Consider the following 16,508-nt stretch of genomic DNA (forward strand, 5'->3'; position numbering starts at 1 on the left):
TCGGTATGGCAACCGGTACAGAGTCCTCCGCCGCGGGGCGGGTCGAGCCGGCCGTGGCACGACCGCATGCGCACACCGTCCTCCCACTGCCCACCCACCTCGTCACCGCGCAACAGCGCACCGAGCCGCGAGCGCCCGGGGAGCCGGGCGAGCCCTGGACGGACGACCCCTACGCCCATTCCCTCCGCACCGGCCGCGGACCGCTGTACCTGCGCCGCATCGCGCCACGCATGCCCGGGGCGGCGGAACTGCTCCCTCTGGACGTGGAGCGGTGGTGCGCCACCCCCACCGCCGCCGACATCGGCGTGCTGCGCCGCTGCACCGGCCCCGTCCTGGACGTCGGCTGCGGACCGGGACGCCTGGTGGCCGCGTTGACCGCACGCGGCGTGGCGGCGTTGGGCGTGGACGTCAGCCCGACGGCCGTTGAACGGACCCGCCGGCACGGCGGAGCCGCACTGCAGCGATCCGTCTTCGAACGCCTGCCGAGAGAGGGCAGTTGGGGCACCGCCCTGCTGATGGACGGCAACGTGGGGATCGGCGGCGACCCGGTCGCACTGCTGGCCCGGCTGCGGGGGCTGGTCCGGCCCGGTGGCCGTCTGCTGGTCGAGGCGGCCGGCGACGACGTGGACGAACGTCTCACCGTACGCGTCGAGAACGCCCATGGCCGGTACGGCCGCCCCTTCGCCTGGGCTCGCGTCGGCACGACCGCCCTGCTGCATGCCGCGGACGCCTCCGGCTGGACTCTCACGAGCCGGTGGACGTCCGACGGCCGCGCATTCGTGGAACTCCACCACCCGAACCGCCCGAACCGAGGGCCGCTCCCAGGACGCACGACGAGCACCTCACGGCCCACGGAAGGCCCGCGCACCCATGACCGACACCACAACCCCTCACCGACAGGACTCCGGACCTTCCGCACCTTCCGCACCTTCCGTGCCGCCGCCTCCTCACCCCGCCACTCCGGCGAACCGCCGCAGGTCCCGGATCGCGATCACCGCGACCACGGTGCTCCTGACCGCGCTGACCGCCGCCGTCGTGGACACCCTCAACGCAGGTGACAACCTGAGCGCCCCCGGCCGCCTGCTGTCCGGATACGCCGTCGCCTGGGCCCTGTTCGCGGCCGCCGCGTGGACCGTACGTCAGGTTCCGGCCCGCGCGGCGACCGTCCTGGTCCTGCTCGGCGCGGCGGCGGTGGCGCTGGCCGGCCTCGCCACGCAGCCCCGTACCAGCAACGACATGTACCGCTACGCCTGGGACGGTCGCGTCCAGGCCGCCGGTATCTCCCCGTACGCCTATCCGCCCGCCGCCCCCGAACTGGCCCCCTTGCGCGACAACTGGCTCTTCCCCAGCGGCCCGTCCTGCAAGGGCTGGGCGCTGACCCACACCGACAGTGGCCTGTGCGTCCGCATCAACCGGCCCTCCGTGCCCACCATCTACCCGCCCGTCGCGGAAGGCTGGTACTTGGCCGTCCACGCCGTCTCCCCGCCCGACAGCCGCCACAAGCCACTCCAAGTCGGCGGCGCGGTCCTGACGTTCGGTACGACGGTGGCCCTGCTCGTCGTCCTGCGCCGGCGCGGCGATCCGCAGCGGGCGCCGGCCCGGGCCGCTCTGTGGGCCTGGTGCCCGGCCGTGGCCCTCGAAGCGGTCAACAATGCCCACATCGACACGCTCGGCGTCCTGTTCACCGTACTGGCACTGGGCACCACGACCGCCGGAGCCCGCCGCGGCGCGCTGCTCGGCGCCGCCATCGCCGTGAAGATACTGCCGATCCTCGCGCTGCCCGGTGCGCTGTCCGGGCAGCGCAGTCCGGCACGCGTGATGCGCGTCCTCGCGTCCACCGTCGCGGCGATCACCCTTGCCTACCTGCCCTACGTCCTCGCCTCCGGCACGGGGGTGCTGGGCTACCTGCCCGGATACCTCCACGAGGAAGGCTACGACCCGGGCCACGTACGTCGCTTCGCCCTGCTGCGACTCCTGCTGCCGAACGCCGCCGCGGGCGCCACGGCAGCCGTACTGCTCGCCCTGACCGCCCTGTACGTGTGGCGCCGCGGCGACCCCGCCCGCCCATGGCGCGGGGCCCTGCTGATGACCGGCACCGCCCTTCTCCTCTTCTCGCCCAGCTATCCCTGGTACTCGCTCCTCGTCATCGCCTTCGTCGCCCTGGACGGTCGCTGGGAGTGGCTGACCGTCACCCTCGCCGGGACCGTCCTCTACCTTGCGGGCCGACTCCTGCCGGGCTTCCCGCTCCAGGCATGGGCGTACGGGGTCGCCGCTCTGGCGGTCACGACGGGCGCTTGGCTGCGGTCCGGCGCGGCACAACGCCTGGTGCGCGGGTTCGGCACCGCACAGCCGTCGGTGCGCTTGCGGTGATCGCCACGGGCTGCGGCGCCGCCGACGCCAAGAGTGAAGACACTTGGCAGGCCACGCGGGCTCGGCGCCGGGCTGGTGCGGACCGGGGCGCGATTGCCGGGGTGACCGGCGTCGGCAGAGTGAGCGTGGGGCTCGGCCAAGGCCTGCCGCTGGTCCCTTGGCGGTCGGCCCATCGGCGCTGTCGGGGGCAACAGCGGCTGGAGCGTGCGGCGGGCTCGGGGCCGCCGCACGCTGTCGTTCAGACCTCAGTCCGTTCCACGGGGATCCACAGCTCCGCATCCGCCTGTGTGGCGTCCTGTGACAGCCGGACCCGCAGCATTTCCGGTCCCGGCCGGCTCCGGTATGGATTGGACGGGAACCACTGCGTGAACACGTCTCGCCAGAGGTGCTGGAGTGCTTGCGGAAACGGCCCGGTGTTCTCGAAGACGGCCCACGTGCCGGCTGTCACGGTGAGCGCATCCATGTCCTGGGGCACGGCGGCACGGGTCACCACCCCGTGGTAGTAGTCGAGTTCGGTCCCCTCCGCCCGACTCGGGTCGATGTTCTCACTCACCCCTACGATCCCCTGCGGCTCCTGGTCGGACAGACTCTGAATTCGCTGCAGCGTCTGCTGCCCGATGCCCCGGATGAAGTCGGCAATGGCAGGGTTCACCCCCTCGTGCACGAGGGCAACGCGCGCCTTCCTGCCGACCACACGGAACTCGTCCTTCTCCACGACCCGGTATCGCATGCTGCTACTCCCTTCGACGATGAGACGGAAGGACAGCCGTGGCTGAGACTGCAGACTCGCACCGGACCGTCTGGCCTCGCCGGGACCGACGCCGTGCATGACGCGGAACGCACGCGCGAACGCCTCACCCGACGTGTAGCCGTACCCCACCGCGATCTCCAACAGCGTGCGATCCCCGGCCAGCACCTCAGCACCGGCGAGTGTGAGCCGCCTGCGCCGGATGTACTCCGACAGCGGCATCCCCGCCAGCGCGGAGAACAGCCGCCGCAAGTGGTACTCCGACGTCACCACGATCCGCGCGAGGTCGGTCCCCTCGATCCGCCGATCAAGGTGGCACTCGATGTGCTCCATGGCCTGGTTCAGCCGCTCCAGCACCCCGGCCTCCCTCCCTTTCGATCACCAACGTTAGGAAGGACTCACCTTGCCGCACCCGACATCCTGTGCCCGATCCGGTCGGGTACGCCGAGCGACCGACGATCCGAGCACCTCACACCTGCATCGACCGCAACGGGGGACACGGGACCCTGCGATCACATCTCGAACACGCCCTGGGGCCCTCTTCTTTGCCCGTCATGACGACAGCCTCCCAGCCACCACGCCCGCAAGGGCGCGTCCGGCTCAGGTTCGAGATACAACACCCATGACTGTCTCCTACTCCGGAACCCTGTCAGAAGGGTGGGTGCTCAGAGTAACCGCCCGTCCCAGCGGCGCTGTCATTGCGAGGGTGCCGCACCCGGTCAACGGCTGCCTGAACCTCATGGTGACCGGCTTCCTCGCGGGACCAGATGCGTGTGCGGCGCCGCGGGTTTTCGCGAGCCCAGTTGTCTCGGTCCAGGACGGCGACGGTGTCTGACAGGCGCCAACGTGAGGATGCCCAGGAGGCTTCGGGCACGCCGACGAGCCCGGTGAGGAGTTCAGCAGCCGTGGCGGCAGCGGAGTCGCCCACGGGCCAGGGCCTCCATGCCGAGACCGCGTCGGTGAGGGCGTGGGATTCGATCAGGTGAGGGACCGAGGGTGCGAGTGGGAGGTACGGACTGCCGCCGTCGACATCGGTGCCCACGCTTCCGTCGGTGTGGATCAGGTCTCGGCACGGCTTGGACACCCGCTCTCCGGTCCATTCGAAGTACCAGCCGCCCTGGCCTGGATCCTGCCACGCTCGCGTACGCAGCCCGAGGTGGTCGTACTCCCACCCACGGGTGCTCTCGTACCGCTCCCCGCCCATGACCCAACTTTGTCGGACTTGATAGCGCAGGCCGCCGAACCGCTGCTCGAAACCCTCGCACCGGATGATGAGTTCCATGGGTGCGGGTATCAGCCGGCCTGCGCGGTCGCGTACCCGCCACATCTCTATCGGCGACTCGAATCGAATGGGACGCTCACGCCGGCCTGCGCGGCGCAGGAAGTCCTGTGCGCGTGGGGAGAGACCGGACGCATCTTCCAGGATGTGCATCCCGAACTTCACTTCTCAAGGCAAGTCAGACTGTCGGAGGGGAACTTACCGCACCCGGCCCGACCACCACGGCGGCAACAACGCAGAAGCGCGCGCGACGATATTGGCTCCGCTCGTGATCCGCCGACTGGCTAGTCGTCCGAGCCGACAGCCGACGGCGGTACCTCGACGACGAAGAACAGGAAGCAGGTCTTGGTCGAAAGGTCGTGGAAGTCGTCGGGGAACAGTTCACGGGCGGCCGGGTCGGGCTGCGGCTCGCTGATGGCCGCAATGCGGAAGCCGGCGGTGGTGAAGGCATCGGTCATCGCGTGGAACGGCCTGCGCCAGAACCTCATCGGGCAGGACTGCCCATTGAGCGTCCATTCGAAGGTATAGCTGGTGGTCGCGAAGTAGTCGGGCCGAGGATCCTGGAACGTGTAGGCCACGAAGGGGTGGTCCACCGATGCGATCAGCCGGCCGCCGGGCCTGAGCACTCGCCGCAACTCGGCCAGCGTCGGCCCCCAGTCTTCCAGGTAGTGCAGGACCAGCGACGCGACCACGTCGTCGAACGCACCGTCGTCGAACGGCAGCCTGTCGTTGAGGCCGACCACCTGTAGGTCCGCGTCGTCACCGAGCCGCCGTCTGGCCAGCGTCAGCATCCCGGCGCTGGCGTCGATGCCGGTGACGACGGCACCGCGGTCGCGCAGTGCAGCGAACAGGGGGCCCGAGCCGCAGCCGGCGTCCAGGATCCGGCGGCCGGCCACGTCTCCGGCGAGGGCCAGCATCGCGGGTCGCTCGTAGTACGCGTTCACGAGGCTGTTCTCGTTCTCCGCCGAGTACACCTCGGCGAAGCTGTCGTAGTCGTTCGCCTGGGCCTCGTCTGCAGACTCGGCGAAGCTCTCGGGCACGTCGGTTACGCGTTCCATCGGCGCAGCCTAGTAAGTCGCATGATCCGCCGGAAGACCCTCGTACGCCAACCGTAGATCGTGACTCCCCCTACTTGAGACGGCTGGTGAGTGCCTTGACGAGGTCGGTCTTGGCAACGTGGAGAGCGAACCGATCGCGGCTGCCCGGGGCCGGCTTCGCGTACCACGGCAGACCGCGGCGGCGCCATTTGACCGGAGTGAGGTCCCGGGGGATGGGCGGTAGGGCCCAGGTCCACTGCCCGAGGCGCAGTTCGCCACTCCAGTCACCGATCGTCAGCTCGGTGACGGGGATGCGCACGGTGAAGTGGCCGTCGGCGGCTGCCGTTTGGCGGGCGGGGAACGTCATGCTTGAGCCCTGGCTGTCTGTGAGGACGGCCTTCAGGACACCATCGGGGTAGGCGGCCAGTGCGCACCGCCCTGTCAGCTCCAGCTCGGTCGCCGCGTCCTCGGCCCGGCGGACTTCGTCGAGGCTGAGGAGGGGCAGCACCTTGTGCTTGGCCTCGCCGAGGTCGAGGGTGAAGTTGCCGTACGGCTTCGTGGTGTAGAGGGTGAGAGCCCGCAGCCCGTCCTCGATGGTCGCGACCCGCGTGCTCGCCTTGCCGGAGACCTCGGCGGACCGCTTGCTGCCGATACGGACCTCTTTGGACACACCCTGTGCGCCGATGGCGAGGGAGATGTCCCACAGTCCGTCGCCGAGCGGCCGGCCGTCGGCGGCGGTGGTGACGTCGACGGTCGCCTCGAAGCCGGCCAGGTCGTACGAGAACCGGCCCTGGTCAACATCCCTGCCCAGAGCGGGTGTTGTGATGTGCGTGAGGGGCAGCCGGTACTCGACGGCGCTGTCGCGCTCGCGCAGGACCAGTTCGGTGGTGACGTCGTGGGTCTCCACGCGGTGGATGTAGGCGTGGCCGGCCAGGTGCAGCGTCGTGCCGTGCATCTCGGCGCGGGTGACGTGGTGGCGGAGGCCGAGTTGGGCGGTGACGTCGTAGCAGATGTCGGGGACGGCGCGCTCGGGGTCGCGGAGGTAGGGGTAGCGGGCGAGGGCCCTGCCCTGGTCCACGAGGACGGGGGTGGCCGTCTTGCTCCGGTTGGTTTCCTTCTCGAACTCGATGACGTTCAGCAGTTCGTCGAGCATTCGGTGGCGTACGAGGTGCAGGCGCAGCCTGGCCATCGCCGAGAGGCGGTCGTTGATCCCCTCGTGCCACAGCGGCTCGATGGCCTCGGCCAGCTGGTTCAGCATCTTCTCCTGAACGTCGCGGGGCTCGAAGACGAGTTGGTCGGCGAGGATCTGCTGGACCTCGACGGTCAGATGACGGTGTGCGAGGTGGTCGCGGCCGGGGCCGGGCGGCACGTTGTCCAGGATGAGGTCGACCATGCGGGGCAGGAACCGCAGCCGGCGCTCCGAACCGGTCAGCCGGCGGGTGATGTTGCCCTCGTCCTCGCGCAGCACCCAGTACAGGCAGTCGTAGTCGGCGACCACGGAGATGCCGGAGGCGTGCAGGTAGGCCGCGCCGACGAAGAGTTGGTCCTCGCCGATGGCCAGATCCGTGGGAAACCGGAGCCGGTGACGCTCCAGCAGGTCCCGGCGGAAGAGCTTCATGGGGTTGAGCGTCCAGTACACGCGGGAGGAGAAGACGTCCGTGCGTGGCTGGTTGCGCTTGAACATCGACGTCGGCGCACCGCGACCGCCGACGCCCACCATCTTGCCGAGCACGACGTCGGTGTCGTTGTCCTCGGCCATCCGCACCATGCGCTGAAGGGCCTCGGGGCCGAGATGGTCGTCGGCATCCAGGAAGAACACGAACGTGCCCTGCGCGTGCTCAAGGCCGGCGTTGCGTGGGGCCGACGGCCCGCCGGAATTCGTCTGGTGGAAGACACGCATCAACCCTGGATACAGGCCGGACAGCCGCTCCAGTTCCGCGGCTGTGCCGTCGGTCGATCCGTCGTTCACCACGACTAGCTCAAGAGCGCTCCGGCCGATGGTCTGTTCGGCGACAGAAGTGATGCAGCGCGCGAGATAAGGCATGGCATTGTACGCTGCAATAATCACCGAAACGGTGGGGCCAGGCATTATCACGCTCTCCATTCAGTACCGGGGACGCCCCGTCAAGTGAGGGCTCCGATATGGGTGATGGAGGCTCTAATGCGTGGGGCAAGAGGCCGAACAAGCTGTGAACCTATCATGATCCTTCTGTGGACGCGAAGTTGACGTCGGGTGAAGGGTCTGTTCCGGGACTGGTCCCGGCCACGTTGTCTGATGGCTGATTCACCACCTCTTCTCGTGAGGTGCCTGTCGTGCGGTGCGGGTGCGATTCTTATCTGCCTCATATTTAGTTGGTGCTTATGGCATGCGCCTGTGGGCTGGGGCCAATAGCCGCGGGGTTGTCAGTGGCACCGGTTACCGTGCTGGGCATGACTGAGTGGATCAAAAACGGCGTCATAACCTGGGTGAGAGCCGACCGGTACGGGGACGACGAAACCGTTCTGGTGTACTTCAAGGGGACCGGCCTGACCGCCATGGCCGAGGGGCTGAGCGCGCTGCACCGGCCGCCGTTCGCCTATGGCCCCGATGCGGCACCCGGCGACTGGGGTGTCATCGTGCACCACATGCTCAACCCGTCCCGCGGCGAGTTCGCGGACATCGACTACCGCAAGCTGTGCCCCCAGGGCGCCGAGCTGATGGTGTTCATCCCCAACCCGTGCGTCGCCAAGGCCCACGGCCCCAAGGCGTACCACTACAAGGACGGCCAGATCTCTTCCTGCATCGACTACGAGGGCCCGGAGCACAGCGGCGAATACTGGCCCAACGCGATGGCCCCCCTCATCACGGCGGCCGGGCTGGACCACGAGAACGACAACTACGAGGAGCAGCTGACTCAGCTGATCTGCGACCACCTGGGACTGCCCGCGCTGAACCGCGACACCATCACCGTGGACCGCGACCTGATGGCCTCCTACTTCTAGCCCGCCAGGCCCTTGGCGACGCACTCGCTCGCCGTGCACGAACAGCGTGACTGCGCCGGTTGGTTCTGAGATGCGTCACGGTGCGGGCCATGCCGGCGGTCGCGCATCAGGTGGTCAGGATCGGTGGGCGTCGTGTTGCGCGACGAAGCGGGCCAGTTCCTCGGCGGCGCCGCGGGGCAGGTCGGCAACCGCTGCCTCCGGCAGTGCCACGATCGAGGAGCGCAGCCGTGCGCCGAAGTCGGGAAGCAGGGCCCAGGCGGATGCCGGGGCACCGACGGCAGCGAGCAGCAGGTCTCCCTCGTAGAAGTACGCTTCCAGCAAAGGCTCATTGAGCAGTAGTCGCACTGCGAGGGGAAGGACGTACGGCAGGGCCACCTGCTGTGAGACGAGTACGCGCAGATCCGCTGGACCGAGTTGACCCAGCGGAACGTGCCGCAACCCGTGCACCTTGCGGATCAGTCGGGTCGCGTCGGCGTCGGCCGGGGGCCAACGGGGTGGGTCCAGCTCGTCGAGCGTGCGGTCGAGGTGCAGCAGATGGTCCATGGGGTTCATTCTGAGCCCTCGATCGGAACTCATCCGTTGCGGCCGGCCACCGTACGAGGGGGCAGCCGGCCACAGCGGACGGGCAGGCCTACGCAACCGGATCAGGCAGGGATTTCTGTCCCGGGCGTGGGTGTCTCATCGACTCTTACGGGCGCCAGTCCGCTTCCAGGTCGTGGGAGTCGGTCTTGGTGAGCTGCGTCAGCCCGGTGCCGTCGGCCCGTACCAGGAAGAGGTGTTCGGGATCCGCGTCGTCGGTTCCGCCTCGGGTGAAGACCAGGCGGCGGCCGTCCGGGGACCACGAGGGGTTCTTGTCGTTGAGGCGGGCGTTGGTGATGCGGTGCAGTCCGGTGCCGTCGGGGCGGACGACGTAGAGGTGGGCGAAGCCGGTGGGGTCCACGCGGCTGAAGGCGAGGTGGTTGCTGTGCGACCAGTCGGGCGTCCAGTCGTGGGAGCCGGCCGCGGTGACGGCCGTCTGGGTCAGGGTGGACAGCTGGATCCGCATCACCCTGCTGTGTCCGGCCGCGTCCGCGCGGTTGAACGCCAGGTACTTGCCGTCCGGGGACCAGCTCGGGTGGAGGTCGTCCGCCGCGGTGTGGGTGAGTCGGGTGGCGGGGGTGCCGTCGATGTCGGCCACGTAGATCTCGCGCTGTGTGCCGACCGGCTTGGCGTAGGCGATCCGCTTGCCGTCCGGGGACCACGCGGGGTCGGACGCGCCCTTGGTGCCGGGGACGGCCTTCAGGCCGCCGCCGGTGGTCTTCATCGTCCAGATGCCGTCGATGGCGCCACCGGATCCATAGCGGACGAAGGCCACCCGCTTGCCGTCCGGGGACCAGCTGGGCATCACGTCGCTGACGGTGGAGGTGTGGGTGAGCTTGACGGGAGTGCCGCCACTGGGGGAGATCGCGTAGAGGTCTTCGATGGGCGCCGCCGCGGTGTAGCGGGCGAAGGCGATCGGATGGTCTGCCGCCGCCCCCGCCTCTCCCGCGGTGCCGAGGGTCAGCGGTGCGGCGACAGCGACTGCCATGGCGAGCGCCGCGGCGGTGACGGTCGCCCGGTGCTGCCGCGTGGTGCCGCTTGCGCCGGTCGTGCCGTCTCTCCCCGCCTTGCCGACGGTTCTGCTCTTGCCGGTGCGGTGTTGTTGGCGCGTCAAGGTGTCCACCCCGTTCACTCCGTGCCGCCCGTTGCGGGCCGCTCCGGCCGGTAAACATCCCATTCGGTGGGGCTCTGGGGGAAGCGGCGGTACGTGGCGGTACGAGCCCTGTGACATGTTCCGTACGCCGCTGTCACATGTGCTGTCACATGCGATGTGACGCGACCGCGGTGCTGGGCGGGTGCGGCCAAGGCCTCTCGGTCAGAGCCAGCCGAGCGATCCGAACACGATCAGGGCGATCGCGTCGACGCCGAGGATGGCGCCCACGGTGAGCGCCTTCGTCCGTACTCGGGGCATGTCGTGCACGGCGAAGCTGACCACGAAGAACGGGGCGTACCCGAGGAGAAGGATGAGGTAGGGGACGTCGGCCTGCCACCAACTCCAGTCCCAGGTGAGTACTCCGACGTGGTGCAGCCAGATCTCGACCGCCACACAGGCGGCCGAGTTCACGCCGATCAGCAAGGGGCGGTTGGGGATCCCCAGGACACGTGTGTCACGCGGGGGCAGGAGCTTCGCCGCTGCGATGCCCATGACGGCGAACATGAAGCAGATCTCGATGTTGAGTCCGATGAGGATCTGATAGGCCGTCCTGCCCGACGCGCCCCAGACCGGGGCCCGTTCGGTGAAGTGGAAGACGAGGGAGTTCCATATCTCGTTGAACCAGTCCATGCCCCACAGCGCGAGGCCGGCGAACAGCACGTTCCAGTTCCGCCGTTCCGCTTCCACGGCGTAGACGTAGATCACGAGCAGGAGGAGGAGGGGGATGACGTACCACGCAAAGTGGCTGTTGACGCGTAGCAGTTCCAGCGCTGCACGGGCATGGTCGGTCACGGTCTCCGGGTCCCCCGTCGGTCGGGCCGCCGACTTCTGATGGATCGTCTTCAGGGCGAGGGCACGGCCGGTGCGGCGGCTACGGCAATCCTTACCGGCCGGTAACTATGGCGGTCCGGGGGCTTGGGCGTCAACGGTCTGGGACGATGAGCTGCACTGAGGTGTTGCCGTACGGGCCCGGTCGGCTGTCCCAACTGGCCGCTGCCGCACGCCGGATGACCGGCTATTGGGCAGCCTCACGGTGACATCCAGCAGCAGAGCTGATGGTTGGCGTCGTGTGCCCGCCGGGCAAGCGAGATGAGCTCCTTGGCCAGTGGCCGCATGTCTTCGGCGCGTGCTCCGTGCAGTTCCTCCGCTTGCACCCAGTGGGCGACGACGGTCGGTACGTCGGCGTCGCGTACGCCTGCCAGCGCGTCCCGTGTCAGGGGATGGAGTTCCGATACCCACGGCCCCGTCGCCCACGGATCGTCCTCGGTAACCGGGCTGTCCGGGCCCGGGGTCGGGGAGGTCGGCCATACGGTCGTCTCCTCCACCAGGTTCACTCGCCACGGCACCTGACGGATGGCTGCGATCAGCTGCGCCAGGACGACGGCCGGATCGACGCGCTTGGCCTCAACTCCATCGAACACGGGGGGATTTGCGCAGAGCGGGGACCCGCCATCAGCCTGCTTCAGTGCCCGCACGACCGATGCGGCGTCCACCGCGCGGAAGTAGTCGGTCAGAACGCCCATCGCTTCTCTCCCGGTTCCTGGTTCGTGGGCTGGTAGTAGATCAGACGCCGCTGGCGGGTCCGGACGCAGACGTATGCCTAATCCGGTGATTTACCTTTACCGATTCCCGGGCGACGTAATTTCCCATTACTCATCTTTCTTGCATCGCGCCATCTCGTAATTCGGTCTACCGCCAGTACCCCATTTGTGATCCGAAGGCAATTTCAGCGGCAGCTTCTCAGTCCCGAAACCAGGTGATCTGGCCCTCCTGGTGACGCCGTCGGCACTGTCGGCGTCGATGTGGGCGCAGCTGGTGATCTCGGCGGAGGGGCCCTGGGGCGGTCCGCGCTGTCGCCTTGGCAGGGCTCCCAGGGGTGTGAAACGCTCGATCTATGACATCTCCGTCACCCGTCTCCGCGTCGACCTCGAACGAGTGAGCCCGGCTGCTCTGTCGGGAGCCCACCCGGGTCCAGGCTCCCGTTCGGGAGTGAGGAACAGCCATGAGGACGACCGAGAACGCTGACCACAGCGACAATCACAGTGACCCCACCTTGTACCGCACTCCGGCGGATGCCGTAGCCGCGCCCCCGGAGACGCTCGCCTACGTCGTCGGTTTCGACCCGACCGCACAGCGTGCCGACGCGTTGTTCACCGTCGGTACCAACCCCGCATCCCCCGGGTACGGCCGCGTGAGCTCCCACGCCGAGCTGCCCGACCGGGGCAACGAACTGCATCACTTCGGCTGGAACGCCTGCTCCAGCGCGCTGGCCCACGCCGGCCACCATCACGCCGCGCGTCGCTACCTCATCGTCCCGGGACTGCGCTCATCCCGGCTGCACGTCTTCGACACCAGCCCCGATCCCGACCGCCCCCACCTGGTCAAGGTGATCGACCCCGAGGTGCTGGCCGCCAAGGCCGGATACTCCCGCCCGCACACACTCCATTGCGGCCCCGACGGAATGTTCCTGTCCTGCCTGGGCGGCGCGGACGGCGCGGACGGGCCTGGCGGCGTCGCGCTGCTGGACCACGAGAGCTTCGAAGTGCTGCGCGCCTGGGAGACCGAGCGCGGACCGCAGCGGCTCGCCTACGACGTCTGGTGGCATCTGCGCCAGAACATCGCTGTGACCAGCGAGTGGGGGAGCCCCTCGATGATCGAGGACGGCCTTGTCCCCGAACTGCTGCTGGATCGCAAATACGGCCACTCACTGCACTTCTGGGAACTCGACTCCGGCAGGCATCTGCAGAGCGTCGATCTCGGGGACGAGAACCAGATGGTGCTGGAACTTCGCCCGGCGCACGACCCCGAGGCGACGTGGGGATTCACGAACACCGTGGTCAGCGTGGAGGACCTGTCGGCCTCGGTGTGGTTGTGGAACCGGGAGGGCGAGAACTTCGTGATCCGCAAGGTGATCACCATTCCGGCCGAGCCCGCGCCGGCGGAGGACCTGCCCCCGGCGCTGCAGCCGTTCGGCGCCGTGCCCCCTATGATCACCGACATCGATCTGTCGGTCGACGATCAGTGGCTGTACGTATCCGCGTGGGGCACCGGCGACCTGTTCCAGTTCGACGTGAGTGACCCGTTCCGGCCCAGGCAGACCGCGTCCGTACGGCTGGGGGGCGTCGTCGGCCGACAGACGCACCCCGCCGAGCCGGACATGCCGCTCACCGGCGGATCCCAGATGGTCGAGCTCAGCCGGGACGGGCGGCGCGTGTACCTGACGAACTCCCTGTATGCCGCCTGGGACGAACAGATCTACCCCTCGGGCATCGACCCGTGGATGATCAAACTCGACGCCGACACCTCGCACGGCGGCCTGACGGTCGACAGCGGCTTCTTCCCGCACGGCCCGGACTTCCTCGGGTTGCGCGTGCACCAGACACGCCTGCAAGGCGGTGACGCCTCCTCGGATTCGTACTGCTACCGCCGATGACGTGAGCTCGGAAACGCTCCCTGATCCTCGAGAGCGCTCGCCCGCGAGGCCACTTGCGCGTCAACTCGCGAGACCAAGTGCCCGCGAGCCCACGAGACCACGTGCCCGCAAGACCACGTGCCCGCAAGACCGCTCAGCCGCGGCCCCAGGTCTCCGGATCAGCGACGACCTGCTCGCCGGTGGCCAGGTTCTTGACCTCGTGCTCCCGGTCGTCGGTCAGCGGCGGGAACCAGACGTACGCGATGCCCTTACGTGCCGCGTAGCGCACCTGCTTGGCCACCTTGTCCGGCTGGTGGTAGAGCTCGACGTTCATGCCACGGCGGCGCAACTGGGCCGCGGTCCGTGCGGCGACGGCCGCCCGCGGCCGGTCCTCGGGCAGCACCATGAGTACTTCGGTCGGGCACGACGGTCCGGTGGGCAGCAGGCCTTCGGCCAGCAGCTTGGAGAAGATGCGGGTCAGGCCGATGGACATCCCGATGCCCGGAAGGCTGCGGCGGATGAAGCCGCCGGCGAGGTTGTCGTATCGGCCGCCGGAGCAGATGGTGCCGAAGTCCGGCCAGTCGGTGAACTTCCCCTCGTAGACGGTGCCCGTGTAGTAGTCCAGGCCGCGGGCGATCGACAGGTTCGCCACCAGACTTCCGACGGGCAGGTCGCTGAGCGAGTCCATCACGAAAGCCAGTTCGTCCAGGCCCTGGGACAGCAGGTCCGAGCGCACCCCGATCGCGGCGACGTCCTCCACCACCGACGGGCCCGTCCCGCGCACATCCGCAAGTTCCATACAGGCGTCGGCCTGCTTGCCCGTCAGGCCCGCCTTCGTCGTCAGTAGTGCCCGGACGCCGTCGGTGCCGATCTTGTCGAGCTTGTCCACCGCGCGGAACACCTCAAGCGGGTCGTCCGCTCCGACACCCTGGTAGAAACCCTCAAGGATCTTGCGGTTGTTGACGTTGAGCGTCCACGCCGGGAGGTTCAGCCCGCTCATGACTCCGTGAATGATCCGCGGCAACTCGGCGTCGAAGTGCAGCGGCACGTGGTCGACATTGATCACGTCGATATCGCACTGCGTGAACTCCCGGAACCGTCCCTCCTGGGGACGCTCCCCGCGCCACACGCGCTGGATCTGGTAGCGCTTGAACGGGAACACCAACTCGTTGAAGTGCTGGGCCACGTACCGCGCGAACGGCACCGTCAGATCGAAGTGCAGCCCGAGCCTGGAATCCGACGCGTCGCGCGGATCCTCCTGCAGTCGTCGCAGTGTGTAGACCTCCTGCGAGGTCTCGCCCTTCGACGTGAGCACGTCGAGAGACTCCACGGAGGGGGTTTCCACGGAGCAGAAGCCGTAGCTTTCGAAGCCCGCCCGGATCAGGTCGAGCCAATGCTGCTCGACCATCCGCACCTCGGGAAGCCACTCGGGGAATCCGCTGACGGGCGTGGGGCGGACGATCTTCTGCTCGGTCATGGGCACATGATCCCCGGGAGGCGCTTTTCCACGCCATCCCTTTCTCTGCCCACCCTGTCTCAGGGGAACAGTGCCTGGATGCCGGCGACGGCGGCGCCGCGGGCCCACTCCTCCCACGGAAGCGGACGCACGGTCAGCGGACATCTTGCCGCCGCTTTGAAGCAGTGCGCGACGTAGGCCTCCTTGATGTGCGTGCCGAAGAGGTCGTACGCGTCGAGTCCCTCTCCGGTGACCACGACGCGCTCCGGTCCCACGAGGCTCACCAGGGTGGCGATGCCGATGCCGATGGCGCGACCGGCCCGGACGAAGGCTTCCCGTGCGACCGGGTCTCCGCCGCGGGCGAGCCGAACGGCACCGTCGAAATCGAGGTCCGGATCCGCGACGGCGCGGCGGACGGTGGCGACAATCGCGTCGCTGGAGGCGATGGCCTCCACACAGCCGACCGCGCCGCAGTGGCAGCGGGGCCCCGACGGGTAGACGCAGACGTGGCCCAACTCACCGGCGACTCCGTACGCACCGGTGAGCAGCTCGCCGTTGACGACGACGGCGGAGCCGATCCCGGAGCCGATGGTGACCAGCGCGAAGTTCCCGGTACCGATGCCCTCGCCGAACCAGTGCTCGGCGGTGGTCAGAGCCTTGACGTCGTTCTCGACCGTGACGGTCAGCCCGGTCGCCCTGCCCGCGATCTCGGCGAGCGGTACGTCGCACCAGCGGGGGCGGACGGAGTAGCGGACGCGACCGCCCTGGCGGTCCACGTCACCGGAGACCGCGATGCCCAGGTGCCGGGTACGGTCCCTGAACTCGGGCTCGGTGTCCAGTAGTTCGGCGACCAGGTCGGCCAGCAGCTCGCACACGGCATCCGGATCGCGGTTGCCGAGCGGGCGGTGGGCGCTGGCGCGTATCCGGGCCTGGAGGTCGCAGACCGTGCCGTCCAGGGTGTCGGCACTGATCTTGACCCCGATGAAGAACTCACGATCAGGGACGACGGCCAGCGGGTTGACGGGGCGTCCGGCCCCCGGAGCGGTGCGTTCCGGAGGCAGTTCACGCAGATAGCCGCTGTCGATGAGCGGTCTCGCGGCCTTGGTGACCGCCGTCGAGGACAGGCCCGTGCGGCGGGCGAGTTCGACCCGGCTGAGGGGGCTCTCGGCGAGCAGCAGGGCCAGGACTGCGGCGTTGGCCGGTGCGGTGACCAGCGGATGCGCGTGGTTCGGGGGCACGGCGGCAACGTACTGGGAAATAAATAACTTCGTCCAGTATTGATTTACGGTCCCGCCGTTCCCTACGCTCTGGCCACCTCCGTGACCCACTGGAGCCGTACGTTCAGGGCCGGCCGCCCCGTCCGGGCCAAATCCCCACCGTCGCCGCTCACTTGATGGGGCCACCTGTGCCGTCCACACCCACGTCCGTGCTCAGGGCTCTGGTACGGGAAAGGGGATTGCTTCACGTGGCTCACGTGGCCCTTGCGCACCGT

14 protein-coding genes are annotated in these 16,508 nt (G+C 68.6%); 4 read left to right on the top strand and 10 right to left on the bottom strand.

Annotated features, from left to right (window positions below):
- Positions 1–5: 5 nt before the first annotated feature.
- Positions 6–1,058, top strand: a complete 1,053-nt coding sequence (locus ACWGKT_RS17890; protein ID WP_453274388.1) for a class I SAM-dependent methyltransferase — start codon at positions 6–8, stop codon at positions 1,056–1,058.
- On the top strand, positions 1,006–2,370 hold the full coding sequence (locus ACWGKT_RS17895) for a glycosyltransferase 87 family protein (protein WP_453274389.1): 1,365 nt from the start codon (positions 1,006–1,008) through the stop codon (positions 2,368–2,370). The genes ACWGKT_RS17890 and ACWGKT_RS17895 overlap by 53 nt, the downstream gene beginning before the upstream one ends.
- Before the next feature lie 238 nt (positions 2,371–2,608).
- On the opposite strand, the gene ACWGKT_RS17900 is transcribed toward ACWGKT_RS17895, so the two are convergent.
- The 4 genes from ACWGKT_RS17900 to ACWGKT_RS17915 all read right to left on the bottom strand — a co-directional run bounded on the left by ACWGKT_RS17900 (position 2,609) and on the right by ACWGKT_RS17915 (position 7,538).
- Positions 2,609–3,475: an AraC family transcriptional regulator gene (locus ACWGKT_RS17900; protein WP_453274390.1), complete on the bottom strand. Its 867-nt coding sequence runs from the start codon at positions 3,473–3,475 to the stop codon at positions 2,609–2,611.
- 292 nt (positions 3,476–3,767) lie between these two features.
- Positions 3,768–4,550, bottom strand: coding sequence for a hypothetical protein (locus ACWGKT_RS17905; RefSeq protein WP_453274391.1), 783 nt, complete (start codon positions 4,548–4,550; stop codon positions 3,768–3,770).
- Between the two features lie 131 nt (positions 4,551–4,681).
- On the bottom strand, positions 4,682–5,455 hold the full coding sequence (locus ACWGKT_RS17910) for a class I SAM-dependent methyltransferase (RefSeq protein ID WP_453274392.1): 774 nt from the start codon (positions 5,453–5,455) through the stop codon (positions 4,682–4,684).
- Positions 5,456–5,525: 70 nt separating this feature from the next.
- Positions 5,526–7,538 carry a glycosyltransferase family 2 protein gene (locus ACWGKT_RS17915; RefSeq protein WP_453274393.1) on the bottom strand — a complete coding sequence of 671 codons (2,013 nt, stop codon included), beginning with the start codon at positions 7,536–7,538 and terminating at the stop codon, positions 5,526–5,528.
- Positions 7,539–7,864: 326 nt separating this feature from the next.
- On the opposite strand from ACWGKT_RS17915, the gene ACWGKT_RS17920 reads away from it, so the two are divergent.
- On the top strand, positions 7,865–8,416 hold the full coding sequence (locus tag ACWGKT_RS17920; protein WP_453274394.1) for a hypothetical protein: 552 nt from the start codon (positions 7,865–7,867) through the stop codon (positions 8,414–8,416).
- 114 nt (positions 8,417–8,530) lie between these two features.
- On the opposite strand, the gene ACWGKT_RS17925 is transcribed toward ACWGKT_RS17920, so the two are convergent.
- From ACWGKT_RS17925 to ACWGKT_RS17940, 4 genes are all read right to left on the bottom strand, one after another.
- Positions 8,531–8,959, bottom strand: coding sequence for a contact-dependent growth inhibition system immunity protein (locus ACWGKT_RS17925; protein ID WP_453274395.1), 429 nt, complete (start codon positions 8,957–8,959; stop codon positions 8,531–8,533).
- A 145-nt stretch (positions 8,960–9,104) separates the two neighbouring features.
- Entirely contained in the window at positions 9,105–10,118 is a 1,014-nt protein-coding gene (locus ACWGKT_RS17930) for a hypothetical protein (protein ID WP_453274396.1), read from the bottom strand.
- A 192-nt stretch (positions 10,119–10,310) separates the two neighbouring features.
- A complete protein-coding gene (locus tag ACWGKT_RS17935) occupies positions 10,311–10,940 on the bottom strand; it encodes a hypothetical protein (protein WP_453274397.1) in 630 nt (209 codons plus the stop codon).
- A gap of 236 nt (positions 10,941–11,176) precedes the next feature.
- Positions 11,177–11,671 (bottom strand): hypothetical protein, encoded by a 495-nt coding sequence (locus tag ACWGKT_RS17940; protein ID WP_453274398.1) that lies wholly within the window; start codon positions 11,669–11,671, stop codon positions 11,177–11,179.
- A gap of 479 nt (positions 11,672–12,150) precedes the next feature.
- On the opposite strand from ACWGKT_RS17940, the gene ACWGKT_RS17945 reads away from it, so the two are divergent.
- Positions 12,151–13,581 (top strand): selenium-binding protein SBP56-related protein, encoded by a 1,431-nt coding sequence (locus tag ACWGKT_RS17945; protein ID WP_453274399.1) that lies wholly within the window; start codon positions 12,151–12,153, stop codon positions 13,579–13,581.
- Positions 13,582–13,714: 133 nt separating this feature from the next.
- On the opposite strand, the gene hisS is transcribed toward ACWGKT_RS17945, so the two are convergent.
- Together hisS and ACWGKT_RS17955 are read right to left on the bottom strand one after the other, a co-directional pair.
- Positions 13,715–15,037, bottom strand: a complete 1,323-nt coding sequence (gene hisS, locus ACWGKT_RS17950; protein WP_453274400.1) for a histidine--tRNA ligase — start codon at positions 15,035–15,037, stop codon at positions 13,715–13,717.
- A 59-nt stretch (positions 15,038–15,096) separates the two neighbouring features.
- Positions 15,097–16,254 (bottom strand): ROK family protein, encoded by a 1,158-nt coding sequence (locus tag ACWGKT_RS17955; RefSeq protein ID WP_453274401.1) that lies wholly within the window; start codon positions 16,252–16,254, stop codon positions 15,097–15,099.
- Positions 16,255–16,508: the final 254 nt, after the last annotated feature.

This window comes from Streptomyces sp. NPDC054794 (assembly GCF_053611585.1).

Excerpts from the sequence above, each read along its gene's own strand:
- ACWGKT_RS17890 (WP_453274388.1), top strand. The coding sequence starts at position 6 with ATGGCAACCGGTACAGAGTCCTCCGCCGCGGGGCGGGTCGAGCCGGCC.
- ACWGKT_RS17905 (WP_453274391.1), bottom strand. The coding sequence starts at position 4,550 with ATGCACATCCTGGAAGATGCGTCCGGTCTCTCCCCACGCGCACAGGAC.
- ACWGKT_RS17910 (WP_453274392.1), bottom strand. The coding sequence starts at position 5,455 with ATGGAACGCGTAACCGACGTGCCCGAGAGCTTCGCCGAGTCTGCAGAC.
- ACWGKT_RS17915 (WP_453274393.1), bottom strand. The coding sequence starts at position 7,538 with ATGGAGAGCGTGATAATGCCTGGCCCCACCGTTTCGGTGATTATTGCA.
- ACWGKT_RS17920 (WP_453274394.1), top strand. The coding sequence starts at position 7,865 with ATGACTGAGTGGATCAAAAACGGCGTCATAACCTGGGTGAGAGCCGAC.
- ACWGKT_RS17925 (WP_453274395.1), bottom strand. The coding sequence starts at position 8,959 with ATGGACCATCTGCTGCACCTCGACCGCACGCTCGACGAGCTGGACCCA.
- ACWGKT_RS17940 (WP_453274398.1), bottom strand. The coding sequence starts at position 11,671 with ATGGGCGTTCTGACCGACTACTTCCGCGCGGTGGACGCCGCATCGGTC.
- ACWGKT_RS17945 (WP_453274399.1), top strand. The coding sequence starts at position 12,151 with ATGAGGACGACCGAGAACGCTGACCACAGCGACAATCACAGTGACCCC.
- hisS (WP_453274400.1), bottom strand. The coding sequence starts at position 15,037 with ATGACCGAGCAGAAGATCGTCCGCCCCACGCCCGTCAGCGGATTCCCC.